Origin of the sequence: Streptomyces sp. NPDC047079 (assembly GCF_040643755.1) — a bacterium.
GTDB lineage: Bacteria > Actinomycetota > Actinomycetes > Streptomycetales > Streptomycetaceae > Streptomyces.
On the sequence record NZ_JBEYUZ010000013.1, the window covers coordinates 1 to 25,735 of the forward strand.

25 protein-coding genes and 2 pseudogenes are annotated in these 25,735 nt (G+C 71.1%); 17 read left to right on the forward strand and 10 right to left on the reverse strand.

Features of this window, described 5'->3' with window-relative positions:
• Positions 1–347: 347 nt before the first annotated feature.
• A complete protein-coding gene (locus ABZ823_RS18360) occupies positions 348–917 on the reverse strand; it encodes a DinB family protein (RefSeq protein ID WP_361660830.1) in 570 nt (189 codons plus the stop codon).
• Positions 918–1,147: 230 nt separating this feature from the next.
• On the opposite strand from ABZ823_RS18360, the gene ABZ823_RS18365 reads away from it, so the two are divergent.
• Entirely contained in the window at positions 1,148–1,828 is a 681-nt protein-coding gene (locus tag ABZ823_RS18365) for a PadR family transcriptional regulator (RefSeq protein WP_361660833.1), read from the forward strand.
• Positions 1,829–1,902: 74 nt separating this feature from the next.
• Here the strand turns inward: ABZ823_RS18365 and ABZ823_RS18370 are convergent.
• Positions 1,903–2,146: pseudogene (locus ABZ823_RS18370) on the reverse strand (SRPBCC family protein); the annotation flags it as partial.
• Between the two features lie 206 nt (positions 2,147–2,352).
• Here ABZ823_RS18370 and ABZ823_RS18375 point away from each other — a divergent pair.
• The 3 genes from ABZ823_RS18375 (at position 2,353) to ABZ823_RS18385 (ending at position 5,211) form a co-directional block, all read left to right on the forward strand.
• Complete coding sequence (locus tag ABZ823_RS18375) at positions 2,353–3,030, forward strand: Clp protease N-terminal domain-containing protein (RefSeq protein WP_361660836.1); 678 nt, start codon at positions 2,353–2,355, stop codon at positions 3,028–3,030.
• A 52-nt stretch (positions 3,031–3,082) separates the two neighbouring features.
• Entirely contained in the window at positions 3,083–4,081 is a 999-nt protein-coding gene (locus tag ABZ823_RS18380) for an EamA family transporter (RefSeq protein ID WP_361660840.1), read from the forward strand.
• 179 nt (positions 4,082–4,260) lie between these two features.
• Positions 4,261–5,211, forward strand: a complete 951-nt coding sequence (locus ABZ823_RS18385) for an EamA family transporter (RefSeq protein ID WP_361660843.1) — start codon at positions 4,261–4,263, stop codon at positions 5,209–5,211.
• Between the two features lie 213 nt (positions 5,212–5,424).
• Here ABZ823_RS18385 and ABZ823_RS18390 read toward each other — a convergent pair whose 3' ends face one another.
• Positions 5,425–6,105 carry a pyridoxamine 5'-phosphate oxidase family protein gene (locus tag ABZ823_RS18390; RefSeq protein WP_361660846.1) on the reverse strand — a complete coding sequence of 227 codons (681 nt, stop codon included), beginning with the start codon at positions 6,103–6,105 and terminating at the stop codon, positions 5,425–5,427.
• A gap of 36 nt (positions 6,106–6,141) precedes the next feature.
• Here ABZ823_RS18390 and ABZ823_RS18395 point away from each other — a divergent pair, with 36 nt between their 5' ends.
• The gene (locus tag ABZ823_RS18395) at positions 6,142–7,473 is read left to right on the forward strand and encodes an aminotransferase class I/II-fold pyridoxal phosphate-dependent enzyme (RefSeq protein ID WP_361660849.1); all 1,332 of its coding nucleotides are present in this window, start codon (positions 6,142–6,144) and stop codon (positions 7,471–7,473) included.
• On the opposite strand, the gene ABZ823_RS18400 is transcribed toward ABZ823_RS18395, so the two are convergent.
• Positions 7,470–8,432: a DMT family transporter gene (locus ABZ823_RS18400; RefSeq protein ID WP_361660852.1), complete on the reverse strand. Its 963-nt coding sequence runs from the start codon at positions 8,430–8,432 to the stop codon at positions 7,470–7,472. The genes ABZ823_RS18395 and ABZ823_RS18400 overlap by 4 nt on opposite strands.
• Positions 8,433–8,506: 74 nt before the next feature.
• On the opposite strand from ABZ823_RS18400, the gene ABZ823_RS18405 reads away from it, so the two are divergent.
• Complete coding sequence (locus ABZ823_RS18405) at positions 8,507–9,415, forward strand: LysR substrate-binding domain-containing protein (RefSeq protein ID WP_361660854.1); 909 nt, start codon at positions 8,507–8,509, stop codon at positions 9,413–9,415.
• Positions 9,416–9,448: 33 nt separating this feature from the next.
• On the opposite strand, the gene ABZ823_RS18410 is transcribed toward ABZ823_RS18405, so the two are convergent.
• A complete protein-coding gene (locus tag ABZ823_RS18410; RefSeq protein WP_361660857.1) occupies positions 9,449–9,916 on the reverse strand; it encodes a pyridoxamine 5'-phosphate oxidase family protein in 468 nt (155 codons plus the stop codon).
• Positions 9,917–9,980: 64 nt separating this feature from the next.
• Here ABZ823_RS18410 and ABZ823_RS18415 point away from each other — a divergent pair.
• Positions 9,981–10,604 (forward strand): annotated as a pseudogene (locus ABZ823_RS18415) (isochorismatase family protein).
• Here ABZ823_RS18415 and ABZ823_RS18420 read toward each other — a convergent pair.
• Positions 10,591–11,097 (reverse strand): Rieske (2Fe-2S) protein, encoded by a 507-nt coding sequence (locus tag ABZ823_RS18420; protein WP_361660860.1) that lies wholly within the window; start codon positions 11,095–11,097, stop codon positions 10,591–10,593. The pseudogene ABZ823_RS18415 and the gene ABZ823_RS18420 overlap by 14 nt on opposite strands.
• A 220-nt stretch (positions 11,098–11,317) precedes the next feature.
• Here ABZ823_RS18420 and ABZ823_RS18425 point away from each other — a divergent pair, with 220 nt between their 5' ends.
• From ABZ823_RS18425 to ABZ823_RS18460, 8 genes are all read left to right on the forward strand, one after another.
• On the forward strand, positions 11,318–12,082 hold the full coding sequence (locus ABZ823_RS18425; RefSeq protein WP_361660864.1) for a HipA family kinase: 765 nt from the start codon (positions 11,318–11,320) through the stop codon (positions 12,080–12,082).
• Positions 12,079–12,495 carry a DUF3037 domain-containing protein gene (locus ABZ823_RS18430; protein WP_361660867.1) on the forward strand — a complete coding sequence of 139 codons (417 nt, stop codon included), beginning with the start codon at positions 12,079–12,081 and terminating at the stop codon, positions 12,493–12,495. The genes ABZ823_RS18425 and ABZ823_RS18430 overlap by 4 nt, the downstream gene beginning before the upstream one ends.
• Positions 12,496–12,657: 162 nt before the next feature.
• On the forward strand, positions 12,658–13,419 hold the full coding sequence (gene fabG, locus ABZ823_RS18435) for a 3-oxoacyl-ACP reductase FabG (protein WP_361660870.1): 762 nt from the start codon (positions 12,658–12,660) through the stop codon (positions 13,417–13,419).
• Positions 13,420–13,438: 19 nt separating this feature from the next.
• Entirely contained in the window at positions 13,439–14,200 is a 762-nt protein-coding gene (locus ABZ823_RS18440) for an SDR family oxidoreductase (RefSeq protein ID WP_361660874.1), read from the forward strand.
• Between the two features lie 191 nt (positions 14,201–14,391).
• A complete protein-coding gene (locus ABZ823_RS18445; protein WP_361660877.1) occupies positions 14,392–15,972 on the forward strand; it encodes an ABC transporter substrate-binding protein in 1,581 nt (526 codons plus the stop codon).
• Positions 15,973–16,063: 91 nt separating this feature from the next.
• The gene (gene ung, locus ABZ823_RS18450) at positions 16,064–16,747 is read left to right on the forward strand and encodes a uracil-DNA glycosylase (protein ID WP_361660880.1); all 684 of its coding nucleotides are present in this window, start codon (positions 16,064–16,066) and stop codon (positions 16,745–16,747) included.
• A 169-nt stretch (positions 16,748–16,916) separates the two neighbouring features.
• Positions 16,917–17,474, forward strand: a complete 558-nt coding sequence (locus ABZ823_RS18455; protein WP_361660883.1) for a hypothetical protein — start codon at positions 16,917–16,919, stop codon at positions 17,472–17,474.
• A gap of 733 nt (positions 17,475–18,207) precedes the next feature.
• Positions 18,208–19,119, forward strand: a complete 912-nt coding sequence (locus tag ABZ823_RS18460) for a Gfo/Idh/MocA family oxidoreductase (RefSeq protein WP_361660886.1) — start codon at positions 18,208–18,210, stop codon at positions 19,117–19,119.
• Here the strand turns inward: ABZ823_RS18460 and lnt are convergent.
• From lnt to ABZ823_RS18480, 4 genes are all read right to left on the reverse strand, one after another.
• Positions 19,037–20,611 carry an apolipoprotein N-acyltransferase gene (lnt, locus tag ABZ823_RS18465; protein ID WP_361660889.1) on the reverse strand — a complete coding sequence of 525 codons (1,575 nt, stop codon included), beginning with the start codon at positions 20,609–20,611 and terminating at the stop codon, positions 19,037–19,039. The genes ABZ823_RS18460 and lnt overlap by 83 nt on opposite strands.
• An 89-nt stretch (positions 20,612–20,700) precedes the next feature.
• The gene (locus ABZ823_RS18470; protein ID WP_361660891.1) at positions 20,701–21,183 is read right to left on the reverse strand and encodes a nuclear transport factor 2 family protein; all 483 of its coding nucleotides are present in this window, start codon (positions 21,181–21,183) and stop codon (positions 20,701–20,703) included.
• Positions 21,184–21,369: 186 nt separating this feature from the next.
• A complete protein-coding gene (locus tag ABZ823_RS18475; RefSeq protein WP_361660894.1) occupies positions 21,370–21,963 on the reverse strand; it encodes a hypothetical protein in 594 nt (197 codons plus the stop codon).
• Between the two features lie 585 nt (positions 21,964–22,548).
• The gene (locus ABZ823_RS18480) at positions 22,549–23,340 is read right to left on the reverse strand and encodes an IclR family transcriptional regulator (protein WP_361660897.1); all 792 of its coding nucleotides are present in this window, start codon (positions 23,338–23,340) and stop codon (positions 22,549–22,551) included.
• Between the two features lie 246 nt (positions 23,341–23,586).
• Between ABZ823_RS18480 and ABZ823_RS18485 the strand changes: the two genes are divergently transcribed.
• Both ABZ823_RS18485 and ABZ823_RS18490 read left to right on the forward strand, forming a co-directional pair.
• The gene (locus ABZ823_RS18485) at positions 23,587–24,927 is read left to right on the forward strand and encodes an MFS transporter (RefSeq protein ID WP_361660900.1); all 1,341 of its coding nucleotides are present in this window, start codon (positions 23,587–23,589) and stop codon (positions 24,925–24,927) included.
• Between the two features lie 10 nt (positions 24,928–24,937).
• Positions 24,938–25,732 carry a fumarylacetoacetate hydrolase family protein gene (locus ABZ823_RS18490; RefSeq protein ID WP_361660902.1) on the forward strand — a complete coding sequence of 265 codons (795 nt, stop codon included), beginning with the start codon at positions 24,938–24,940 and terminating at the stop codon, positions 25,730–25,732.
• The last annotated feature ends 3 nt before the right edge of the window (positions 25,733–25,735 follow it).

A 25,735-nucleotide genomic window follows, 5' to 3' on the forward strand; every position in this document is an offset into this window, starting at 1 on the left:
GGCGTTGAAGCCGGGCAAGAGCGAGAAGAACGCCCAGGGACTGCCCGCGATCGTGCTGACCCTCGGCAAGGACTTCAAGGGCGCCGGGGCGCCCCGACCCGCAACGAACCCCTTGAAACACCACGCTGCCCAGTCTGTTCAGGCCCTATGCCAGAAGGAAGCCACAGGTCACAGCGCCGGACATGCTCCCAACGCTGCCGCCAGAAGGCATATCGCCGACGGAAGACGACGCTGTCCTGTCCCGAAGAAGAACGTGGGGAAGGTTGAAAGGCCTCTCGGCGGCAGCAGCCACGGAGCGTCACGGAGTCCACGTAGGTTTCCGAAGCTCGATCGCCGGTTACCGAAAGTCATATTCGGCGCGGTACGGCTCCGTCCTGCCAGCGGTAGAGGTCGCGCAGCAGGGAAATCTCGGCGCCGTGATGGATCAGCTCCCTGTTGACGTGCAGGACCCTGTTCTCCATGGGAAACCGCTCGGGACCCATCGCGGGCGGGTTCTCCAGGTCGGCGTCCGAGAGCTCGCGGACCCCCGCGTTCCATCGCCCGTACATGTCATCGAGCTGTTTCAGCGCCTCGTCAGCGGTCCCCGCGTAGGCGAACGCCTCGGAGTCGAAGTCCCGGCCGCCGAAGTACCACTCGACTCGATAGGCCAGGCACGAGACGATGATGTGCCCAAGGCGCCAGGCGATCGTGGTCACCGGCGCCGGTTCCGGCACCAGGTCGGGGGACGCGTAGTCCAGCGTCCATTCCCCCGAACCGTCCGACATCGGTGCGGCCGACATGCCACGTGGGCGGATGTTCCAGCAGCCGCGCACCGGCTCCCAGAAGTACTCCTCGTCAGTAAGACCGTCCAGCCGTGGCCGCAGGTTCTTGCGCCAGTACCAGTCCAACTGCTCAGCGAGCCGCTCGCTTCTTGTCATTGCCGCACACTACAGACCCGTCGAGCAGAGTGATCGTCGCCGTCTGCGGTCATCCTCGACTGTCACAAACCCCGCAGACAGTCATCCCTAACTGGCACAGAAGTCAATTGATCGGCCTTCGCTGGCAATCGATCAACACCCACTGACACAGGTCAGCTGGGCCGGAGCAGCGAAGGCGTTGCCATGCGAGTTGTTCCGATATATCGTTGAAGCATCGCGACCGATCTACGATGGATGGAGTGATTGCGATGCGTTCCCGTGGAGAGGACTACGGATTCGAACGGCACGGACATCGTGGCGGCCACGGTCGTCACGTTCGGGGTGCTGGCTCCGGCTTCGAGCAGCGCGCGGCCTTCGGGCCTTTCGGGCCGGGCGGTCCCGGGGGACCCGGCGGTCCCGGTTTCGGGGGGCCCGGCTTCTTCGGTCCCGGCGGCCCCTGGGGTGGCCGAGGCCGGGGCGGACACCGCGGCAGGGCACGGCGCGGTGATGTACGGGCGTCGATCCTGGCGCTCCTCAAGGACCGGCCCATGCACGGCTACGAGATGATCCAGGAGATCGCCGAGCGCAGCGGCGGGGCGTGGAAGCCCAGCCCGGGCTCGGTCTACCCCACCCTCCAGCTGCTGGAGGACGAAGGGCTCATCGCCAGTGAGAGCGAGGGCGGCAAGAAGCTCTTCTCGCTCACCGAGGCGGGTCGCGCCGCAGCGGACGAGGGCCCGGACGCCCCGTGGGAAGAGGCCTCGCGCGGCGTCGACTGGGAGGCGCTGCACGAGATCCGGCAGGCCGGCTTCGGTCTGATGGAGGCCTTCGGCCAGGTCTGGAAGACCGGCAGCAAGGAACAGCGCGACAAGGCCCTCGCGGTCATCAACGAGGCTCGCAAGAAGCTGTATCTGATCCTCGCCGACGAGAGCTGACGGCACGGCGGGTCACGGCTCGTGCGGGCGCCGCGTGGCACATGACCGCGGGGTGCCCGTGTGCCGGCCGGATTCAGGACACCAGTGCCCCGAGCCGGCAGTGACTCCTGGAGCGCCGCCGTCGCCGAGTCCTTCGGCTTGCCCGCCATGAGGGAGACCGCCGCGCCGGTGAACTCGCCCTCGATGCGTACCGAGGTGGCCTCGCCGTCCGATGTCAGCGTGTAGCGCCTGGCGACGTCCACGGTCATCGGGGCCCTTGCCGCGGACGGCCAGGACGCGCCCGGGTACGGGTTCGTCGATGATCCGGGCGACCTCGGCGCAGCCACGGTGTCGCGGAAGATGGCGGCGGCGCCCGGAACGTTCAATGCTGATGCTCCGTCAGGTAATCGGCGTGGTTCGCGCAGTGGCAGGGGCAAGGCGGCGCGCGGTTCGTCAGGGAGAACGGCACGATCTCATCCGTAAGGAGGAGAAGCCGGTCAGCCGTCCCCAACCTGTGTCGGATGCGAAGATGCTGCCCGCCGGGGATGACCCGGGCCGCCGGGACTGATGGGGTGGGGGATGTGACACCCCGTCATTCCCAGCGGGCGGCCGCCGAGCCCGCCGCGCAGCGTACACACCTCGATGCCAGGCTCACCGCCGAGCTGGCGGCGGTGGTCGCGGGTGCCCGCAGAAGGGCGGTGCGGGACGGTGACCGGCAGACCGACACAGCGCATCTGCTGCACACGCTCCTGGAGTCCGACGCCGAGGTGAGGGCCGTTTTCGACGGCCCGCAGCTCGCACGGCTGCTCGGCTATCTGGTCCAGCGGACCATCGGCTACGGCATGCGCTGGCAGAGCACGGTCGAGGACTCCGGCGCCCTGCCGGTGCTCGGCGAACCGGAGTGCTGGTCGCCGGCGGCGGCGAGCGCTCTGAACGAGGCCTGCGTGCGCGCGGACCGGCGGCGCGCCGCACGTGCGCGGGGGCTCGACCTGCTCGCGGCGATCCTGGCGGACCCCGAGTCGCGGGCCGTCGAGGTCCTCCGCCGCGCGGGCGTCGACGTACGGGCCCTGGACGCGCGGATCGAGGCGGGGGCCGCGGTGGGGGAGCACACCGCCGCGCCTCCGGCGGCGGGGGGTGCCCGGAGGGGGGAAGGGGCGCTGCCGCCCCCGCGGGTGCCGCCCTGCCGGGGGTCCCGCCCGGGCGCCCCGACGTCCAGCCCCTGAGACAGGTCCTACCGGGGGTGACGGTCATGTCGTCGCCTGTCATCATGTGCCGATGCATACGTCTCAGGGGGCCCGGGGCAACCGTGGCCGGGGCGCCGGCCTGGGGCTCGCCCTTGCGTCGGCGCTCGCCTTCGGTGGATCCGGTGTCGCGGCCAAGCCGCTGATCCAGGCGGGTCTCGACCCGCTCCACGTGGTGTGGCTGCGGGTCGCGGGCGCCGCGCTCGTGGTGCTCCCGCTCGCCGTGCGCCACCGCGGGCTGCTGCGCGAGCGCCCCGCCCTGCTCACCGGTTTCGGGCTGCTCGCCGTGGCCGGCGTGCAGGCCTGCTACTTCGCCGCCCTGTCCCGAATCCCCGTGGGTGTCGCCCTGCTCATCGAGTACCTCGCGCCCGCGCTCGTGCTCGGCTGGGTCCGTCTGGTGCAGCGGCGGCCCGTGACGCGCTCGGCGGCGATCGGCGTGGTCCTCGCGGTCGGCGGGCTCGCCTGTGTCGTGGAGGTGTGGTCGGGGCTGAGCTTCGACCCCCTCGGAGTGCTGCTCGCGCTCGGCGCCGCCTGCTGCCAGGTCGGCTACTTCGTCCTGTCCGATGAGGGCAGCGAGGCGGGCGAGAAGGCCCCGGACCCACTCGGCGTCATCGCGTACGGACTGCTCGTCGGGGCCGCCGTGCTCACCGTCGTCGCCCGCCCGTGGAGCATGGACTGGTCCGCCCTCGCCGGCACCGCGGACATGAACGGCACCTCGGTCCCGGCCGTCCTGCTGCTGGCCTGGATCGTGCTGATCGCCACGGTCCTCGCCTACGTCACCGGCGTGCTGTCCGTGCGCCGCCTCTCCCCGCAGGTGGCAGGCGTGGTGGCCTGCCTGGAAGCGGTCATCGCCACCGTCCTCGCGTGGGTGCTGCTCGGCGAGCACCTCTCCGCGCCGCAGCTCGTCGGTGGCGCGGTGGTCCTGGTGGGCGCGTTCATCGCCCAGTCCTCGGCTCCCGCGAAGGGTTCACCGGACCCGGTCGCGAGCGGGAGCGCCGAAAGGGAGTTGTCGGCCCGGGGTACGGCCGCCTAGGGTGTCGATCATGCATTCCGACGCACTCGTTCTTCCGCCCCCGGCCGCCTGAGGGCGGGCCCTCCGGAATCCACACCCGGCACGCCGCCGGGCGGAACGGTGCTGCCCGCAGAAGAAGTCCACGGCCCCGACGCCTCGGGGCCCTTCCCGAACTTCTGCGTATCTGCGGAGACCACAACATGCCAAATGCCGTCTCCGGCCTGCCCGTCGGGCGAGGCCTGCTGTATCTGATCGTCGCCGGTGTCGCCTGGGGCACCGCGGGCGCTGCCGCCTCCCTGGTCTACCGGGCCAGTGACATGGGGCCCGTCGCCCTGTCCTTCTGGCGCTGCGCGGCAGGGCTCGTCCTGCTGCTCGCCGCCCGACTGCTGCGCCCGCGCCCCCGCACCGCCGTGCCGGAACCATTCGGGCGCAGGGCGCTGCGGGCGGGAGCGACCGGCCTCGGGCTCGCCGTCTTCCAGACCGCCTACTTCGCGGCGGTCTCGGCCACCGGACTCGCTGTGGCGACCGTCGTGACCCTCGGCGCCGGCCCCGTGCTCATCGCGCTCGGCGCCCGGCTCACCCTGGGGGAGCGGCTCGGCCGGGGCGGAGTGACCGCCGTCGTCGGTGCGCTCGCCGGGCTCGGGGTGCTCGTACTCGGCGGCGAGGGAGCGACCGTGCGACCGTGGGGCGTGCTGCTCGCGGTCGCGTCGGCGGCCGGCTACTCGGTCATGACCCTGCTCACTCGTCGGTGGGGCAGAGACGGCACGGCCGACGTGTCCGGCACCACGGTGTCGGCGTTCGCGGTCACCACCCTGATTCTGCTGCCGTTCGCCCTGGCCGAAGGGCTGGTGCCGCACACCGCCGAACCGGTGCGCCTCGGGTGGACGGTGGCGTATATCGCGGCGGTCCCCACGGCCCTGGCCTACGCCCTGTACTTCGCGGGCGCGGCCGTCGTACGGTCCGCCACGGTGTCCGTGGTGATGCTGCTCGAGCCGGTCAGCGCGGCAGTGCTGGCCGTCGCCCTGCTCGGCGAGCGGCTCACGGCGGCGACCGCCGTCGGCACCGCGCTGATGCTCGGCTCGGTCGCGGGACTCGCCCTGGCGGAGGCGCGCGGGGCAGGGGTGGCGGAAGAGGAGCCGGTCCTCGTGTGACGGGACCGGCACAGGACAAGTCATCGGCCGGCGGGGCGAGGCCGCCGACGGGACGACCGGTCCGGCGGGCGTGTGGGTGCGGGGGACCGGTGGGGGCCCGCACCCCCGCCGGTCAAGCCCCGCGTCCGCGCTACGAGTACTCGCGGGCCGCCGCCTCCCCAGACCGCTCCCCGCCGGCGTGACCGTGCCACGTGTCGTGGGGGTGGATCGGCGTCACAGGGCTGTCAGGTAGTCCGGCAGTGCGATGCCGGACGGCAGATCGGGGTCGGCCTGCGGGGCGCCGTACTCCCTGCGGACCGGGATCACGCCTGCCCAGTACGGGAGGGAGAGGTCCTCGGGCTCGTCCTTCACGCCTCCGGTGCGCACCTTGGCGGAGACCTCCTCCAGGTCCAGCCGGATCACGGCCGTGGCGGCCAACTCCTTCTTGTCGGCGGGACGCGAGTCCCGCGAGCGGCCCGGGACGACATGGTCCACCAGCGCGTCGAGGGCCATCCGCCTCTCCTGGGGGTCGGTGACCTGGTGGGCGATGCCGTGCACCACCACCGACCGGTAGTTGACCGAGTGGTGGAAGGCCGAGCGCGCCAGGACCAGACCGTCGACGTGCGTCACCGTCAGACAGACCGCGAGGCCGCCGTCCGTCGCGCCCGACATCCGCAGCGGACGTGAACCCGTAGAGCCGTGGACGTAGAGCCGCTCGCCGACCCGGCCGTACAGCGTGGGCAGGACGACCGGCGCGCCGTCGCGGACGAAGCCGAGATGGCAGACATAGCCCTCGTCGAGTATCGCGTGCACCAACTCCTTGTCGTGCGACGCCCGCTCCGCGGAGCGCGTGGGGACGGTGCGGTCGGTCGGAGTGTAGGCGGCGGGCGGCGACGTCGGCTCGGTCCCTCGCATGGACTCTCCTGATTGAACTAGTGCATAATCTTCTTTGTGCTAGGAGAGTATCGGATCGAGGGGCGACGCGCAGCGGAGATTGCGGCGAGCGTCGAGCGCGCGGTGGGCGCCGGGGACCTGGAGCCGGGTCAACTACTTCCACCCCTGCGGGAGTTGGCGGTCGAGCTGGGTGTGAATCCCAACACCGTCGCCGCCGCGTACCGCGTGCTGCGCGAACGTGGGGTCATCGAGACCGCCGGACGGCGCGGAAGCCGGGTGCGGTCGGCACCGGCCACGACCGGCCGGGACCACATCCATGTGGACGTGCCCGAGGGGGTGCGTGATGTGTCGAGCGGGAATCCGGACCCCGCGCTGCTGCCGCCGCTGGCAGAGGCGTTCGCGGCCGCGGCGGCCCGGGGCGACCGCGCACCGGTGCTGTACGGAGACGTCGCCGTGGAGCCGGAGCTGGCCCGCCTGGCACGAGCCGGTCTCGATGCCGACGGGGTGCCGGACGGGCCGCTCGCCGTGGTCTCAGGATCGCTGGACGGCGTCGAACGCGTCCTGGCGGCCCATCTCAGGCCTGGGGATACGGTCGCGGTCGAGGACCCGGGCTGGGGCAGGACCCTCGACCTCGTCCCGGCACTCGGGCTGCGCACGGTCGCAGTCCGCGTCGACGACGAAGGGCCGCTTCCGGACGGCCTGCGCGCCGCCCTGGACGCCGGGGCCCGCGCTCTGATCGTCACGGACCGGGCGCAGAACCCGACCGGTGCCGCGGTGAGCGCCCCACGCGCGCGTGCCCTGCGCTCCGTGCTACGGGAGTACCCCGGGACCCTGCTGATCGAGGACGACCACGGTCACGGGATCGTCGACGTGCCTCTCCATCCGCTCGCCGGGGTCACCCGGCACTGGGCCTTCGTGCGCTCGGCCGCCAAGGCCTACGGACCCGACCTGAGGCTCGCCGTCCTCACCGGCGACCGTGTCACCGTCGACCGGGTCCGGGGGAGGCAGCGGCTGGGCCCGGGGTGGGTGAGCCGGATCGTTCAGCGGGCCCTGGTGCGGCTGTGGGCCGACGGTGCGGTGGACGCACAGGCGGTGGCGGCCGCGTACGGGAGGCGTCGCGACGCACTCATCGGCGCGCTGGCGGCACGGGGTGTCGCGGCCCAGGGGGTCAGCGGGATGAACGTGTGGGTGCCGGTGCCGGACGAGACCGCCGTCGTCGCGCGGCTGTTGCACGCGGGCTGGGCCGTCGCACCCGGCGCCCGCTTCCGGATGGGCGCGCCGCCCGGCATCCGGATCACCGTCTCGACGCTGACGGAGGACGAGACGGGGCCGCTGGCGGACGCGGTCGCCTCCGCCCTCGGTCCGGGTCCCGCCCGCAGTTACGTCTAGGGAGTTTCGTTTGGATCGGTTGCCGCGGGCCTGGTCCGCGCCTGGGTCAGTGCCGCGCCCGCCAGCACGATCAACGCTCCGACCGGAGTGGACCAGGTCAACGACTCGCCAAGGATCGCCACGCCCGCCGCGGTGGCGAGGACGGGGATGAAGTACGTGACCATCTGGGCCGTCGTGGGGCCGACCTCCGCGACCAGGCCGTACTGGACGAGGACGGCCACCCCGGTGCCCAGTGCGCCCAGGGCCGCGACCGCCAGCAGCGGGACCAGCGGGAAGCGGCTCGGCAGGGTGGTGAACAGCGGGGTGACCACGGCCAGTTGGACGGTGGCGAGGAACAACTGGGCGCCGGTCAGCGAAAGGTGGGAGTGACCGGTGCCGGCCAGGGTGCGGCGGACGTAGATCCAGCCGACGGGGTAGCTGAGCGAGGCCAGCAGGGCCATCGCCGTGCCCCTCACATCCAGGCCGTGAAAGCCCTGCCAGGCACCCAGCACCGTCAGCACGCCCAGAAAGCCGATGCCGAGCCCCGCGACCCGGACCCGCGTCGGCCGGTCCTCGGAAAGCGCGACCAGTGACAGGGCCATGCCCCACAGGGGCGAGGTGGCGTTGCAGATCCCGGCGAGCGTGGACGGGATCGTGAGCTCGGAGTAGGCGAAGAGGGAGAACGGCAGCGCGTTGAGCAGGAACGCCGCGACCGCGAGATGCCCCCAGGTGCGGGCGCCGCGCGGCAGCCGCGCGCGTGTGACGGCCATCGCGGTGGCGAGCACCGCCGTCCCGAACACCAGGCGGCCGAGGGTGACCTGGAAGGGGGCATAGGCCTGCGTGCCGACCTTGATGAGGAGGAAGCTGAAACCCCAGATCAGCGAGAGGACCCCGAAGCGGATCCGCCAGTCGAGGGCGGTACGGCGGCGGGGCGCGGCGGTGGGGTCGGTGACGGCTCGTGGAGTGGCGACGGTGCTCATGGCGGTAACGATGACCGAAGCAATCTCGTAGCACAATCGAGATTTCGCACGGGATATCTCGTAGCATCTCTTACATGTTGAACCTTGAGCGCCTGCGCACCCTCGACGCCCTGGCCCGTCACGGCTCGGTGAGCGGGGCGGCCGAGGGGCTGCACGTGACGACCTCGGCCGTCTCCCAGCAGATGGCCAAGCTGGAACGCGAGGTGGGACAGCCGCTCCTGGCCAGGAACGGCCGGGGCGTGCGGCTCACGGACGCGGGCCGGCTCCTCGCCGATCACGCGGCACGCATCCTGTCGCAGGTGGAGCTGGCCCAGGCCGATCTGGAGGCGCAGCGCGGACAGGTGGCCGGCGAACTGCGCCTGTCGGCCTTCCCGACCGCGGCGCGCGGGCTGTTCCCGACCGCGCTCGCCGCACTGCGGTCCGAGCATCCCGCCCTGCGCCTGCGGTCGTTCGAGCTGGAGCCCGAAGCCGGGATCGCCGGCGTCGTGCGCGGCGATCTCGACCTCGCGGTCGTCCTCGACTGGTACAACAAGCCGATGCCACTGCCCGAGGGGCTGGTCAAGGCGGCGATCCTGGACGATCCGGCGGATGTGGCGGTGCCCGTGGGGCATCCGCTCGCCGACCGGCCGGAGGCCGACCTCGGGGAGTTCGCCGACGACGAGTGGATCACCTGGGGCGAGGGAGAGTTCTGCCATGAGTGGCTCGTCTTCACCCTGCGCTCCAGGGGCGTCGAACCCCGCATCGGCCACCGTGCCGCCGAGACCCACACCCAGCTTGGGCTGGTGGCCGCCGGGCTCGGCGTGTGCATCGCCCCGCTGCTCGGGCGCGCTCCGATGCCGGCCGGCGTGGTGACCGTGCCCCTGCGTCAGCGGGTGCGCAGACACGTCTACGTGATCTGGCGCGCCGACGCCGACCGCCGCCCGTCGATCCGGGCGGCCGTGGAGGCGCTTCGGGTGGCGGGGCAGACCGTGTCGGCCGGGTGACCGGGCGCCGGGGGGAGGGGGGCGCCGGGCGGGCTACCGCGAGCCCAGCTTGCGGAAGTCCCAGGAGACGATCCTGCTGGGGGTCAGTCGCAGCCAGGCGTGGCGGCCGTCGTACGGCATCTCGTCCAGCCCGAAGTTCTTGCGTGCGAACAGGGTCTCCGGGAGGTCGAGTTCGGCACACAGCTCCCCGGTACGGGGGCTCTCGCCCACGAACTCGATCGTGCCGGACAGCTCGGCGCCCCGCAGTTGCTCGTACTCCTCGCCCGTGTCCACGACGATGGCGACCCGCGGATCCCGGCGCAGATCGGCCCAGCGCTTGCTGCGCACCACGGAGTACAGCCACAGCGAGGCGCCGTCCCACGCGAACCACAGGGCGCTGACGTGCGGGGTGCCGTCGGCCGACACGGTCGCCACCCGGCAGGTGCGCTCGGCGGTGAGGAAGTCGTCCAGCTCGCCGGGCGTCATCATGATCTTCCGACCTCGGCGCTGAGTGTCGGCCATACGCTCCCCCTCTTCTTCACCCACGTCGTGCCAAAGAGCTCCTCTGACATCACGTCAGAAAAGAATGAGATGTCTTCCGTCAGCCCGCAATGGCCGTCGCCGCCCGCCCCGCCCGCCCGTTGTCGGCCGTTGCCAGTTCGCTGAGCTGTTCGTACGGCGGCAGGTGGCCCGGCCGTTCGCCGCCGCGCACCAGGGCGGGGTCCAGGTGATCCACGCGATCGCCGAGCGCCGCACCGACGGCCGGGGCGCGAACCGCAACGCGCGCCTCTTCCGCGCGGCCGGGCGGCTCCCGGTACGCCAACTGGCCGGTACCACGGCGGTCCGCGTCCCGCCCCCACCGAGGTGGCGGAGGAGGACTTCGTCGTACGCCGGCTGCACGGCCTGTCGCCCCTCGCGGGCACCGAGGTGGACGCGCTGCTGCGCAACCCCGGCTGCCGCACCCTGATCGTCACCGGGGTCTCGCCAATGTGGCGATCCGCACACCGTCTTCGACGCCGTCGACCGCGGCTGCACCACGGTCGTGCCGGCGGACGCCATCGCGGGGGTGCCCCCCGACTACACCCCCGCGGTGATCCGCAACACCCTCGCGCCGGTCGCCACGGTCGCGACGACGCACGAGGTGCCGGCCTGTCTCGTCCGAGACACCGGGCACCATGGCCTGAGCGGACACGGGATCAGGCGAGCTTGATCTCGTCCCCGGACACGATGATCTTCGCGGCCGGCAGCGCCCGGGTCGCCGGACCCTTCTTCACACTGCCGTCGGTCGCGTCGAACTCGCTGTTGTGACACGGGCAGGTGATCACGCCGTTGGCGATGTCCTTCACCGGGCAGCCCTGGTGGGTGCACTTGGAGGAGAACGCCTTGAACGTGCCCGCCGTCGGCTGGGTGACCACGACGCCCTGGTCGGCGAAGACCTTGCCGCCGCCCTCGGGGATGTCGGAGGTCTTCGCGAGCACCTCGCCGCCGGAGCCGGCCACGGCGCCGCCCCCGCCCGTGCTGCCGCTGGTCGCCGTGGTGTCGCTGCTCGCCGTGCTGTCGTTCTGCGTGCCGGTGGAGCTCGAGGAGCTGTCGTCCGAGCCCCCGCACGCGGTCAGCGCGACGGCGAGTCCGGTCGCGCCGAACGCCGCCATGACCGTGCGGCGGGCCGGTGCCGAGACGGGTTGGAGCGATTCGCTGGTCATGCTGACGTTCCCTTCCACGGATGATCCCTGGCTCTGCTGGGTGGTACGGCTGCTCTGCTGGGTGGTACGGCCTGCGGACTGTCGCCGTTCAGATGGTGCCGCGATCTTCACCGCTTCGAGATCAGGCGGGCGCAGGACACGGCTGTGTTCCACTGTCAGGGGGACTCCGGGTCCGGCAACCAGCCGTCGGCCACCGTCGGCGCGCCAGTAACCTGGGGCGATGCTCAAGGAAGTCATCGCGACCCGCTACATCACGCCGCTGCGTGAGGGCGGCTCGCTGCCGGGGCTCGTCGAGGCCGACGACCGCGGGACCTATGTCATGAAGTTCACCGGCGCGGGGCAGGGTCGCAAGACCCTCGTCGCCGAGGTCGTCAGCGGCGAGCTCGCCCGCCGGCTGGGCTTCAGGGTGCCCCGGCTGGTGACGGTCGACCTCGACCCCGTCCTGGGACTCGGGGAACCCGACCAGGAGGTGCAGGACCTTCTCAGGTCCAGCGGCGGGCTCAATCTCGGCATGGACTTCCTCAGCGGCGCGATCGGCTACGACCCTCTCGCGTTCGGGATCGGCCCCGAGGAGGCCGGGCGGATCGTCTGGTTCGACGCCCTCGTGGGCAATGTCGACCGCTCCTGGCGCAACCCCAACCTGCTGATGTGGCACGGCGACCTGTGGCTCATCGACCACGGTGCCACCATGATCTGGCACCACAACTGGCCCGCCGCCGAAGCCTCGGCCGCGAGACATTACGACGCCTCCGAGCACGCCCTTGCTCCCTTCGCGCCCGATCTGGCGGGCGCGGCCGCCGCGTTGGTACCCCTGGTCACCGAGGAGATGCTGGCCGAGGTGACCGCCGAGATCCCGGACGAGTGGCTCACCGGCGAACCCGGCTTCGAGACACCGGACGCGCTGCGCCGCGCGTACGCCAGGCCCCTGCTCGCCCGCGCCGCCGTCGTCCACGAACGCATCAAGGGAATCGAGGAGACGCGGTGAGCGAGCGCCACATCATCAGGGGCGGCCGGGTGAGCGACCGGGAGGTCTTCGAGTACGCCCTGCTCCGGGTCGTGCCGCGGGTGGAACGCGGGGAGTGCATCAACGCGGGAGTCCTCGTCTACTGCCGGGCCAAGGCCTATGTCGGCGCCCGCACCCACCTCGACGAGGCCCGGTTGCTGGCCCTCGACCCCGAAGCGGACGTGGCGAGCGTGCGGGCCGCGCTGCGCGCCGTCGAGAGCGTGTGCGCGGGCGGGCCGTCGGCAGGTCAGGCGGCGCGCGACGACGCCGGACGGCGCTTCCGCTGGCTGATCGCGCCCCGCTCGACGGTCGTCCAGCCCGGGCCGGTGCACACCGGGCTGACCACCGACCCGGCGGCCGAGACCGAGCGGTTGCTCGACCTCCTGGTGAGGTAATGGATCACACGTACCGGGTGTGCCGTTGACACCGGGTGCCAGGGCTTCTAGCGTCACGTCTGCTGAAGGTACTAAGCGGTCGCTCACCTTTAGGGGCGTATCGCGGGAGCCGCAGACGTTCCGAAGGTGTTCCAGGCTTTCCAAGGGCGAGGAGAACCAGCAATGTCCACCACTGAGCAGCGTGTAGCCGTCGTCACCGGCGGTGCGCGCGGCATCGGCGCCGCCACAGCCGTACGACTGGCCGCCGAGGGCCGTGCCGTCGCGGTGATCGACCTCGACGAGGCCGCGTGCAAGGACACCGTGGAGAAGATCACCGCCGCGGGCGGCAAGGCCATCGCCGTCGGCTGCGACGTCTCCGACGAGGCGCAGGTCGAGGTGGCCGTCGCGCGCATCGCCGAGGAGCTGGGCGCGCCGACGATCCTCGTCAACAACGCGGGCGTGCTCCGCGACAACCTGCTGTTCAAGATGAGCGTCTCGGACTGGGACACCGTCATGAACGTCCACCTGCGCGGCGCCTTCCTGATGTCGCGCGCGGTGCAGAAGCACATGGTCGACGCGAACTTCGGCCGGATCGTCAACCTGTCCTCGTCCTCCGCGCTCGGCAACCGCGGTCAGGTGAACTACTCCGCCGCCAAGGCCGGTCTCCAGGGCTTCACCAAGACCCTGGCCAAGGAGCTCGGCAAGTTCGGCATCACCGCCAACGCCGTCGCCCCCGGCTTCATCGCCACCGAGATGACCAAGGCCACCGCCGAGCGGGTCGGCATGGGCTTCGAGGACTTCAAGGCCGCGGCCGCCACCCAGATCCCCGTGCAGCGCGTGGGCGAGCCCGAGGACATCGCCAACGCGATCGCCTTCTTCACGGGTGAGGCGGCCGGATTCGTCTCCGGCCAGGTGCTGTACGTGGCCGGCGGACCGCTCGACTAGGGCCCGGGAGCACACGGACATGACTGAACTGCCCGAACTCTCCGGCAAGGTCGCCCTCGTCACGGGCGCCAGCCGCGGCATCGGCTACGGCGTCGCCGAGGCGCTCGTCGCCCGCGGCGACCGGGTCTGCATCACCGGACGCACCGAGGAGGCCCTCAAGGAGGCCGTCGAGAAGCTCGGCGCCGACCGCGTCATCGGTGTCGCGGGCAAGGCCCACGACGAGGCCCACCAGGCGGTCGCCGTGGAGCGCACCATGGAGGCCTTCGGCCGCGTCGACTTCCTGGTCAACAACGCCGGCACGAACCCGGTCTTCGGCCCGATCGCCGATCTCGACCTGAACGTGGCGCGCAAGGTGTTCGAGACCAACGTCGTCTCGGCGCTCGGCTTCGCCCAGAAGACCTGGCACGCCTGGCAGAAGGACAACGGCGGCGCCATCGTCAACATCGCCTCGGTGGCCGGGCTGTCCGCCTCGCCGTTCATCGGCGCCTACGGCATCAGCAAGGCCGCCATGATCAACCTGACGGTGCAGCTCGCCCACGAGTTCGCGCCCAGGGTGCGGGTCAACGCGATCGCCCCGGCCGTCGTGAAGACGAAGTTCGCGCAGGCCCTGTACGAGGGCCGGGAGGCGGAGGCCGCGGCGGCCTACCCGCTCGGCCGGCTCGGTGTGCCCTCGGACATCGGCGGAGCCGCCGCGTTCCTGACGTCGGACCAGTCCGACTGGATCACCGGCCAGACGCTCGTCGTCGACGGCGGGATCTTCCTCAACGCCGGAGTGGGATGAACTGAGCCACCGACACGGGCGCCCGTTGACAGAAGGGGCGCCCGTGTCGCCGCGCACGAGACATACAGACCGATGACAACGTCGTCATGGACGCGCTGATCACAACCCCTCTGCGAACCCGGTCCGGTCGGCCCGAGGCTGCGGTAGGGTCTGCCGCCAACCCCTGGAACGGCAGATCGAGGAGTGCGCGGGTGTTCAACCGGAACCGTTGTCTGCGTCGGCTGGCGGCGATCACGTCCCTTTCTCTGGTGACCGGCTGCGGTGCGCTCTCCTCGGGTTCCTCCGACGACAAGGGGCCCATCGTCGTGGGCACCACGAGTGCACCCAGCACGCTGGATCCGGCCGCCTCCTGGGACGGATCCTGGGAGCTGTTCCGCAACATCTACCAGACCCTGCTGAGTTACCCGACCGGTGCGTCGGTGCCCGAGCCCGACGCCGCCGACCACTGCTCCTTCACCGACGCGACGAACCGCGCCTACCGCTGTGTGCTGCGCAAGGGCATGACCTTCTCCGACGGGAAAGCGCTGGACGCGCGCGCCGTGAAGTACTCCATCGACCGGATTCGCGCGATCAAGCTGCCCGGCGGTCCCGCGGGCCTCCTGGGCAGCCTCGACCGCATCACCACCCAAGGCGGCCGGGAGATCGTCTTCCACCTCAACAAGCCGGACGCCACGTTCCCCTTCGTGCTGGCCACGCCCGCCATGTCGATCGTCGACCCCGACGACTACCCGGCCCACTCGCTGCGCAAGGACGGCAAGGTCTTCGGCTCCGGCCCCTACATCCTGAAGTCGTACGACGAGGGCAAGCAGGCCGAACTCGTCCGCAACACCCGCTACCAGGGGTTCGCCCAGCTCCGCAACAACGCGGTCACCATCCGCTACTTCCAGGACTCGGGCGAGATGGTCTCCGCGCTGCGCGGCAAGCAGATCGACGTCACCTACCGTGGTCTCGCCGCCCCCGACATCGTCTCCCTCCAGAACAAGGCGTCCAAGGAGTCGCTCCAGCTGATCGAGGGCGCGGGCACCGAGATCAGCTACCTGGTCTTCAACCCGAAAGACCCCTGGGCGGGCAAGCTCGCCGTGCGCCGCGCCGTCGCCCAGATCGTCGACCGCCCGGCGATCGCGCACAAGGTGTACAAGGACACCGTGGACCCGCTGTACTCGATGGTGCCCAAGGGGCTCACCGGACACACCACGGGATACTTCGACGACTACGGGGACCCCAGCATCCCCAAGGCGCGGAAGATCCTCCAGGAGGCGGGCATCACCGGCCGGGTTCCGCTCACCCTCTGGTACACCACCGACCGCTACGGCTCCGAGACGGCCCCCGAGTTCCAGGAGCTCAAGAGCCAGCTGGAGAACTCCGGCCTGTTCACCGTCACCCTCGAGAGCCGCCCCTGGAAGACCTACGAGGCGGGCTACCGCAAGGGCGAGTACCCGGTGTTCGGGCGCGGCTGGTTCCCCGACTTCCCGGACGCCGAGAACTTCATCGCCCCCTTCGTGGGCGAGCAGAACGCGCTCGGCACGCCTTACCCGGCGCCGAGGATCACCGGCGTACTGCTGCCGGAGTCCCGGCGCGAGAGCGACCGTGCGAACGTGGTCAAGGAGTTCGAGCAGGCCCAGCAGATCCTGGTCGACGACGCCCGGCTGCTGCCGCTGTGGCAGGGCAAGCAGTTCGTCGCGGCCAGCGAGGAGATTTCCGGCGGGGAGCAGGCACTGGACCCGTCGACGATCATGACGATGTGGCAGCTGTCACGCAAAACCAGCTGGTAGACCGGGCCCCGGGCAGGGTTCGGGCGCCGGTTGTCAGTGGTCGCCTGTAGGTTCATGACCTGGAAGTGACCGCACATCGGAGGAAGTTGACGTGACCGACATCGCCATGCTGCCGGAGTCCTGGCGGGGCGTTCTGGGCGACGAATTGCAGCAGCCCTACTTCAAGGAGCTGACGGAGTTCGTCGAGGACGAGCGTGCCAAGGGTCCCGTCTACCCTCCGCGCGAGGAAGTCTTCGCCGCACTCGACGCCACGCCGTACGACAAGGTGAAGGTGCTCATCCTCGGCCAGGACCCGTACCACGGCGAGGGCCAGGGCCACGGTCTGTGCTTCTCCGTGCGCCCCGGGGTGAAGACCCCGCCCTCGCTGCGGAACATCTACAAGGAGATGCACGAGGAGCTGGGCACGCCGATCCCGGACAACGGCTATCTGATGCCGTGGGCGGAGCAGGGCGTGCTGCTGCTGAACGCGGTGCTCACGGTGCGGGCCGGCGAGGCGAACTCGCACAAGGGCAGGGGTTGGGAAAAGTTCACGGACGCGGTGCTCCGGGCTGTGGCCGGCCGGCCGGATCCGGCGGTGTTCGTGCTGTGGGGCAACTACGCGCAGAAGAAGCTGCCCCTCATCGACGAGACGCGGCACATCGTCGTCAAGGGCGCGCACCCCTCGCCGCTGTCCGCGAGGAAGTTCTTCGGATCGCGGCCGTTCACGCAGATCAACGAGGCGGTGGCCCGGCAGGGACACGAGCCGATCGACTGGACGATTCCGAACCTGGGATGAGACGGCGCGGGGGGCCGGTCGCGGTCCTGATCCTGGTCCGGGCCAGTCCGGCCACCGGTCGTCCCGTGTCGTCACCGGCTTGGCCCAGCGCCCTGCGGAGCCGCCTGAGCGGGATTGTCGGCGGGGGCGGCTAGCGTCGTGGTGACGGGCGATGAGCGTGGAGGACGCGGTGACGAAGCGACAGGGGCAGGCGGCGCCGGACGCCGTGATGAGCCGGATCGGTCAGGTCGTCATGCTGCACCACGGCGGCGACCGCGAGGAGGCCCGGGACCGCTTTCTGGTGCTGTGGGCCGAGATCGGCGAGGACGGCGACCCGCTGCACCGCTGCACGGTGGCGCACTACATGGCGGACACGCAGGACGACCCGTCGGACGAGCTGGCCTGGGACCTCAGGGCGCTGTCGGCGGCCGAGGAACTCAGCGACGAACGCCTCGCCGGGGACGACGGGGCGCTCGCCGTCCGCGCGTTCTACCCCTCCCTCCATCTGAACCTGGCCGCGGACTACGTGAAGCTGGGGCGCTGCGATGCCGCCCGCGCCCATCTGCACCGGGCACGTGGCGCGGCCGGCGCCCTCGGCGACGACGGGTACGGCGAGGGCGTCAGGGCGGCGATCGCCCGCCTGGAGCGACGGCTCGCGTCGGAGGCACCGACGAACAGCCCGCCGGAGCCCGGCCCCCCTAAGGGCCCGGGCGGAGAGACCCTGGGACCGCCGAGACGGCGGTCCTGAGCGCCGGGCAAGCACCGTCCTGACGTGGCGGGCCGAGGGCCGTACGGGCCGTGCGGCGCCGCGTCCGCTCACCGGCCGTAGGTGTTCCGGCAGATTTCGGCCTCCGGGCTGCCCGGCTGCCACCCGCCGTATCTGCGGCCGAGTGCGCACACGTCCGAATTCCTGGGGAGCCCTTCGGGGACCGCCGGCGGAGCCTCGGTGCGCCGTCCGGGACGGTCTTGCCTCGGGTGCGCGGGTGCCGACCGGGGGAGCGGCGCGGCCGTCCGCACGGTACCGGGGACCGGCTGACGGGTGCGGTGCGGAGCGGCGTCCGGCGGCGACGGGGGGCGGGAGGGCCCGACCATCTCCAGCGCCTCCCGCGCCGGGGCCTGGACCAGGCGGGGCTCCGCGCTGCCGTCGGCTCGCGGCGCCGAGGGCGCCGAGGGCTCACGCGGCGAGGGCGGCCGCTGGACGGCCACACAGCCGGTGAGGGCCGAGACGGCCACGGTGGCCAGGAGCGTTGCAGCAGTCGTCGTTCGATGCACCCGCGCAACTCTGGTGGTTCCGGAGGGCTTTGGGGCGCGGACGGACGGAGGATGCCCCGCACGGGTGACGTCGGTCCCCCCGGTGGCCCCGCCGCTGTCTCCCGGAGCGGATCGGCCCGTCCCCGGTGCGGTCGGCGCCCGCGTGCCGTGCGGTACCGCGGCCGTATGCTTCCGACGAAACACCCGTAGGCAACCCCAGGAGACGCCCCGTGAAGGTCGGCTGCATCGGACTCGGTGACATCGCGCAGAAGGCGTACCTGCCGGTGCTCGGGATGCAGCCGGGAATCGAGCTGCACCTCCAGACCCGGACCCCCGCGACCCTGCACCGCGTCGCCGACAGTCTGCGTCTGCCCCCGCAGCAGCGGCACGTCGGTCTGGACGCGCTCCTCGACCAGAACCTCGACGCGGCATTCGTGCACGCGCCCACCGTCGCGCACCCGGAGATCGTCGCCCGGCTCCTGGAGGCGGGCGTGCCCACCTATGTCGACAAACCCCTCGCCTACGAACTCGCCGACTCCGAAAGGCTGGTGCTGCTCGCGGAGGAGCGCGACGTCAGCCTGGCGGTGGGCTTCAACCGGCGTTACGCACCCGGGTACGCGCAGTGCGTCGATCACCCGCGCGAGCTCATCCTGATGCAGAAGAACCGTATCGGGCTGCCCGAGGAGCCCCGCACCATGATCCTCGACGACTTCATCCATGTCGTCGACACGCTGCGGTTCCTGGTCCCGGGGCCGGTGGACGACGTGACGGTACGGGGCCGCCTCGAGGAGGGTCTGCTGCACCATGTGGTGCTCCAGCTGGCCGGCGAAGGGTTCACCGCGCTCGGTGTGATGAACCGGCTCAGCGGCTCCGCCGAGGAGATCCTGGAGGTCTCCGGGCAGGACACCAAGCGCCAGGTGCTCAACCTCGCCGAGATCATCGACCACAAGGGTCAGCCGACCGTGCGGCGGCGCGGGGACTGGGTGCCGGTGCCCCGGCAGCGCGGTATCGAGCAGGCCGTGCTCGCCTTCCTCGACGCCGTCCGCGCCGGCAAGGTGCTCAGCGCCCGTGACGCACTGGCGACCCATGAACTGTGCGAGCGGGTGGTGGCTGCGGTGCAGGAGCGCCCCGTCGCGCTCTGAGAGCCCGGACACCTTCCGTCGCGCACAGCGCGGCGATCACCAGCAGGGCCCCGTGCACCGGCCAGTCGCCGAAGCGGACGTAGGGCGTGACGCCATGGGCCAGAGGGACGTCGTAGACCATCGACGCGCTCCGGTCGGTTCCCAGCCAGGAGCCGACGCCCTCGCCGCTCGGGCCGTACACGGCGGAGACGCCGGTAAGGGTGGCGTGCACCATCGGGCGGCCGGTCTCCGCGGCGCGCAGCGCGGCCAGTGAGGCGTGCTGCTCCGGCGCCCAGCTGCGCTGGAACGTGGACGTCGAGGACTGGGCGAGCAGCAGCTCGGCGCCGTCCTCGGTGAGATGACGGCTCATGTCCGGGAACGCGGACTCGAAGCAGACCATCGGGCCGACGCGCAATCCGTGACCGGCGTTCATGACCACCTGTTCGGTGCCGCGCATACGGTCCTCGCCGGCGGCCCTGCCGACCGAGGTGGCCCAGCCGAGCACGGACCGCACCGGTATGTACTCCCCGAACGGGACGAGCCGCATCTTGTCGTAGCGGTCGCCCGTCGGGCCGTGCGGGCCGATCAGCACGGAGCTCTTGTAGATGCCGGGACGGTCGGCGCGGCGGGCGTCGACGTTGACCAGGACGTCGGCCTTCACCAGCCGGGACAGGCCCGCGACCCGGTCCGCCAGGTCGGGCCGCTGCGTGAGGTCGAAGCCGACGCTGCTCTCGCCCCACACGACCAGGTCCACGTCCTGCCCGGCGAGCCGGCGGGTCAGCTGCTCCTCGCGCTCGAACCGCCTGGTGCCGCTGTCAACGCCGTCGACGACCCCCGGCTGGACGACGGCTATGCGCACCCGCCCGTCGACGTCCGGGCGCGGCGACCAGGCCCACGCCGCCGACGCGGCGGCGGCCGTCACGACGAGCCCGGCCACGGCCGGGACGCGCGCCGCCCGCACCGCCACGAGCATCGCCAGGGCGACGTTGGCGCCGACGACCAGGAAGCTCAGCAGCCATACCCCGCCCACCGAGGCCAGCCGCAGGGCGGGCTCCACCTGCCACTGGCTGGAGCCGAGCAGCCCCCAGGGGCCGCCGAGACCCTGCCAGGAGCGGACGAGTTCGACCATCAGCCAGCCGGACGGCAGGACGAGGAGGGCGGCGCCGAACCGTCCCCGCGAGGGCACCCCGCCCAGGAACCGGCGCACCAGCAGACCCCAGGGCGCCCACAGCGCCCCGAGCAGGGCCGCTATGACGAAGGTGAAGACGTTCAGATTCGGCAGCAGCCAGTGGTGAACCGCGGTCATGAAGCCGAAGCCGCCAAGCCAGCCGTCGTAGGCGGCCCGCCTGGCGGTCGGCGCGGACCGGGCGAGCAGGATCCACGGGACCAGAGCGACGTACGCGAACCACCACCAGGACGGCGCGGGGAAGGAGAACACCGGCAGCGCACCGGCCAGCACGGCGGCGGTACCGCGCCACCAGCGGGCGGCGAGCCAGTCGTCGGGCATCCTCATGCGGCGCATCCCTCCCCGGTGCATGTCTCCAGTGTGCGCGCCGGGGAAGATCTACGACAGAGGGCATGGGGGCGCGGCGCCGGGCGCGCTCAGGTGGCCGGATCGCTGGGCTGCCCGTGGACGCTGCGCCACTTCTCCTGGACGACCACCTCGCGCAGCCGCCACCCCTCCTCCGTCCGCAGGAGCGCGAACGCGTACCGGCCGCCACAGACGAAGTCCGGAGCGGACGGGCCTCCGTCCGTGCCCGCGCTGAGCATCGGGTTGACGTAGTCGGCGCTGATGCGGGCGGTGTCGCCGATGTCGTGCGCCAGGGCGTCGAAGCGGACGCGCCGGTTGACGATCAGGTGCTGGCGCACCGGAAAGAGCCGCATGGCGTTCGCCAGCCATCCGGCGACCTGAGCGGCGTCGCCCTCGATGCCACCGGCCGAGCGGTAGTCGGCCCGCCCGTCCGCGGTGAACAGCTCTCGGTACACCTCCCAGTCACCGTCGTCCACGGCCACGGCGTACTCGGTGACGAGTCCGTCGACGGCCAGGCGGTCCATCACGGTCGCGAGCTCCACGCGCTGGGTCATCGGCTCAGTGTTGGGGACGTGGCATGGGCAGCCAAGGGGTGTGCACGGAGTTTCGGGCCGCCCAGGTCACGGGCGGCCCGAGCGGGTCGGGACTTTGGGACGGGTGCCGGCGTGGGAAGGGAGAACGCGGCTCATCCGCCGGTCCTTGGCGTCGGGGTGGCGCCGTGGCGTCGGGATGGTGCCGCGTCACCAGTCGTCTTCGCGGGAGACCACCCGGAAGCTGCCCACGACGCCGTCGTCACGGAACATGGCCGCGCGGAAGAACTCGTCTCCGTTGGAGAAGTCGCCCTCGTTGGCGGTGCTGGTGACGGCGCCGAAGGTGCTGCCGTAGGGGCCGACGGTGGCGACCGGGGAGCCGTTGTCACAGGTGAAACCGCGGTAGACCTCAACGATTTTGTCGCTGTCGTTGTCGATGCTGAAGCTGCTGGACCCCAGCCCGCTGGCGGCGGTGACGCAGCCCTCCGTGGCTGCGGAGTACGTCCGTTCGTTGAAGTGGATCCGGCCCCGTTTCTCGTGGTCACGGCCGTGGTCCTGGCCCCTGTCACCACCGTCGTCCCTCTTGCCGTGTGTGTCGCCGCCCTCATGGGCGGTCGCGGCGGCGGGGGCGGCCTGCTGGGCGTGCTGGGCCGGACGGGCGGCATGCGCGGCCTTCGCGGCCGCGTGCTTCGCGGGCGGGGCCGCCTTGGAGGACTCGGCGGTCGAGGCGCGAGTGATACCGGTGGTGGCGAGGACCGCTGTGCTCACTACGGCGGCGGTCACGGCGAACGTACGCTTGGGCATGTCACATCTCTCTGTCGCAGAGGCGCCGGCCGGGCAGCCGAACCTGCGATGAACGTACTGATACCACCTCATGACTGTCATGTCGGACATCTTCCAGGTGTGATGTCCCGGGGCCGATCGGACGTATGTCCGGCGTGGCGCGTCGACGGCGGTACCTGACGGCCTTTCATCGCGTCATCCCCCGGGCGTACGACGCGCCGATGCCGTGGAGCGCGCTCGGCGTGGTGCCGGGATGGGCCGGGTGTTACGCGCGCCCCTGGCGCGACGACGTACTCGCGGTCGGCGGCGGGTGCCGATCGCACACGGTGGCCCTGAGACTCGAGCCGTAGATCGTGATCTTCACCTCCGGGATGCGGCTTGCCTGGATCCGGCGCCTTCACCAAGGTGATCAACGACGCCGATTCGGGTGAGTAGCAGCGGCAGTAGGCGAGTTCACCGGTGGTGAGGTTACGGCGGGTCAGCAACTGGAGGTGGCCCGGCGCCGGGTCGGCAAGACCAGGCGAAGTGAAGCCGGACGCGGAGTAACGCTGACCGGTCTGCTGCCGTCTGGCTGTTCTCGGCGGAGCAGGCCGAAGGGTGTTCGGCTCAGCGAGGGGGCAGGACGGCAGCCAGCTCTCGGGACGCGTCCTGGAGCAGGGGTACGAACTCACGCAGCCGTTCCATGGTTATCCGGTAGGCCGGGGCCGCGGTGGACAGGGCCGCGATGGTGATGCCGTCGACCCCGATCACCGGCACGCCCACGGCGCGGATGCCGAGTTCGTGCTCTTCGTCGGCGACGGCGTAACCGAGTTGGCGTACCCGTGCGATCTCCTCGGCGAATGCGTCCTCGTGGATGATCGTGTTCGGGGTGAAGCTGGGCAGTTCCAGCTCGCTGACGAGTTTGCGGCTCTCTTCCGGCGACTGGAAGGCCACGAGGCACTTGCCCATGGCGGTGCAGTGCAGGGGGCCGCGATTGCCCGGCTCGCCGGTGATCTGGACCTGCTGGGGGCCCTCGACATAGTGCACGTACAACTGATCATGCCCGTCCAGCACCGACATCAGCGTGGGCTCGCGCGTCGCGGCCGTGACGCGCTGCATGACCGGCAGAGCCACACCGGCGAACCCCCGGCCGTGCGAGACCCGCTGGCCCAGCTCGAAGAGCCGGATTCCGAGACTGTACCGCCTGCTGCCGTCGTCGCTGCGGACGAAGCCCTCGCGCTGGAGCGACTTGAGCAGCCGATGGGTGGTACTGACCGGGTATCCGGCAGTCTGGGCCAGTTCTGACAGGCTTGTCCCGTGTGGGTGTTCGGAGAGCAGGCCGAGCAGGCGAAGGGCTTTGCCCACCATGTCCGAGCCGGTTTTGTCGGCGGCTTCCGCCGGTGCCCGATGAGATGTCACTGCCTCGACCCTCTCCCTCTGTCCGGGCCCTCTCCGACCCCACGCTTCCACGCCCCTCGCGGCAGCCGGACAGCACCGTAACCGGTCGGGCACCGTGATGTGACGGTCGCGTGACGAAGGGATCAGTGCGGGCTCTTGACGCGGCACGGCCAGGAGCGGAGACTCACTGCTCACCGCATTGTGGAAATCTTTTCCACTATACGGGAAAAAGCAGCGTCGCTGTTACATTCCCCCAAGGACATCCCCATGACCGAGCCGCACTCAGGCGCAGCCGTCCGGCAGGACGCCGCCTCCGTCAGCAACCCCGCTCCGTCCGAGCTCGGACGACAGCGCTGGAGACATCTGCTGCCGATCGTGTTCATCACGTACAGCCTCGCCTACCTCGACCGGTCGAACTTCTCCATCGCGGTCGCCGGTGGCCTGAAGGCCGACCTCGGCCTGAGCAGCGGTCTTGCCTCCCTGGTCGGAGCCTCGTTCTTCCTCGGCTACTTCCTTTTCCAGATCCCGGGCGCCCTCTACGCGGAGCGGCGAAGCGTCAACACGCTGATCTTCTGGAGCCTGATCGCCTGGGGCACCCTCGCCTCGGTGCAGGCGGCCCTCACCTCGGCCACCGCGCTGATCGTGGTCCGGTTCCTGCTCGGCCTGGTCGAAGGCGCCATCCTGCCCGCCATGGTGATCCTGCTCAGCCGCTGGTTCACCAAGCGCGAACGAGGTCGCGCCAACAGCGTGCTCATCCTCGGCAACCCGGTCACCGTCCTGTGGCTCACAGTGGTGTCGGGCTACCTGATCGATCTCACCTCCTGGCGCGGCATGTTCCTCATCGAGGGCCTGCCCGCCATCGCCTGGGCCTTCGTCTTTCGCGCCAAGGTGGCCGACAACCCCGAGCGCTCCACCTGGCTGGACCCGGCGGAGAAGAGTGCCGTCACGGCCGCGCTGGAAGCCGAGCAGCAGCACATCACCCCGGTCAACAGCTACGTGGAGGCGTTCCGCTCGCGCAACGTGGTCATGTTGAGCGTTCAGTACCTGCTGTGGAGCCTTGGCATCTACGGGTTCGTCTTCTGGCTGCCGTCGATCGTCAAGGCCGGGTCGGGTGCCGGGATCGGCGCGACCGGCCTAATCTCCGCCGCGCCCTACGCGCTCGCCGTGATCCTGATGATCGTCAACTCGCGTCTCTCCGACCGCGCCGAGAGCCGCAACCGCTTCGTCTGGCCCTGGCTGGCCCTGGGCGCGGCCGCGTTCTACGGCTCGTACCTGCTGGGAGCGTCACACTTCTGGCTGTCCTTCGTGCTGCTGGTCATCGCGGGTGGCGCGATGTACGCACCCTACGGACCGTACTTCGCCAACATCTCCGAACTGCTGCCGCGCAGTGTGGCCGGCCCCTCCGTGGCGCTCATCAACTCCTTCGGCGCCCTCGGCGGGTTCCTCGGCAGCTACCTGGTCGGCTGGGTCGACAGCGCGACCGGTACCAAGGGAACCTCGTTCCTCGTACTCGCCGTGGCACTGCTGCTGTCCGCCCTGATCATGCCGTTCGTCCGGGCCCGTGGTACCGCCTCCGCGGCCACCGCGCCCGTCCGCCCGGCCGCGTGAAGGCCCGTACATGCGCATCGTGAGATTCCGCCCGCAGCGCACAACGGCCACCGGCGAGGAGCCGGTGGCCGGCTACGGCCTGGTCGAAGGCGACGTCCTGCACCAGATGACCGACCCCTTCAAGGGAAAGACGCCACGACCCACCGGACGCACCCTCCCGCTGGACTCTGTGCTGCTGCTGGCTCCGACCGAGCCCGGGCTGGTCATAGGAATGGCGCGCAACGGCGAACCGGACGACCGCCGCTTCCCGCCCAACGCCTTCCTCAAGCCACACGGGTCGGTGATCGGCCCCGGCGACCCGATACCGCTTCCCGGGCACGTGGGCCGGGTGGACGCGGAGGGAGAGCTTGCCGTCGTCATCGGCCGCACCGCCCGGAACCTGGCAGTCGGCGATGCCCTGGACGCCGTGCTCGGCTACACACTCGGCAACGACGTGACCGCTCGCGACCTGCAGGCCGGTGATCCGCTCCAGGCCAAGGGCTACGACGGCTTCACGCCGCTCGGGCCGTGGATCGAGACCGACCTGGATGCCGGCGCCGTGGACCTCGCGGTCAGCATCGGCGGCCGATCCCTGCCCGTCGGCTCGACCGCCCGGCTCGCCCGGGGCGTGAGCGAGATCCTCGCCTACCTCACCTCCTTCCTCACCCTCCATCCCGGGGACGTCGTCCTCGCCGGTGCCCCCGGAACCTACGGGCCGGTGACGGCGGGCGAGACGGTCACCATCAGCGCTCCCGGCCTGGGCGTACTCACCAACCCGGTGGTCCCGGCCCGGACAGCCCCTCGCACTCCCGAGCGCCCTCGGTAATTT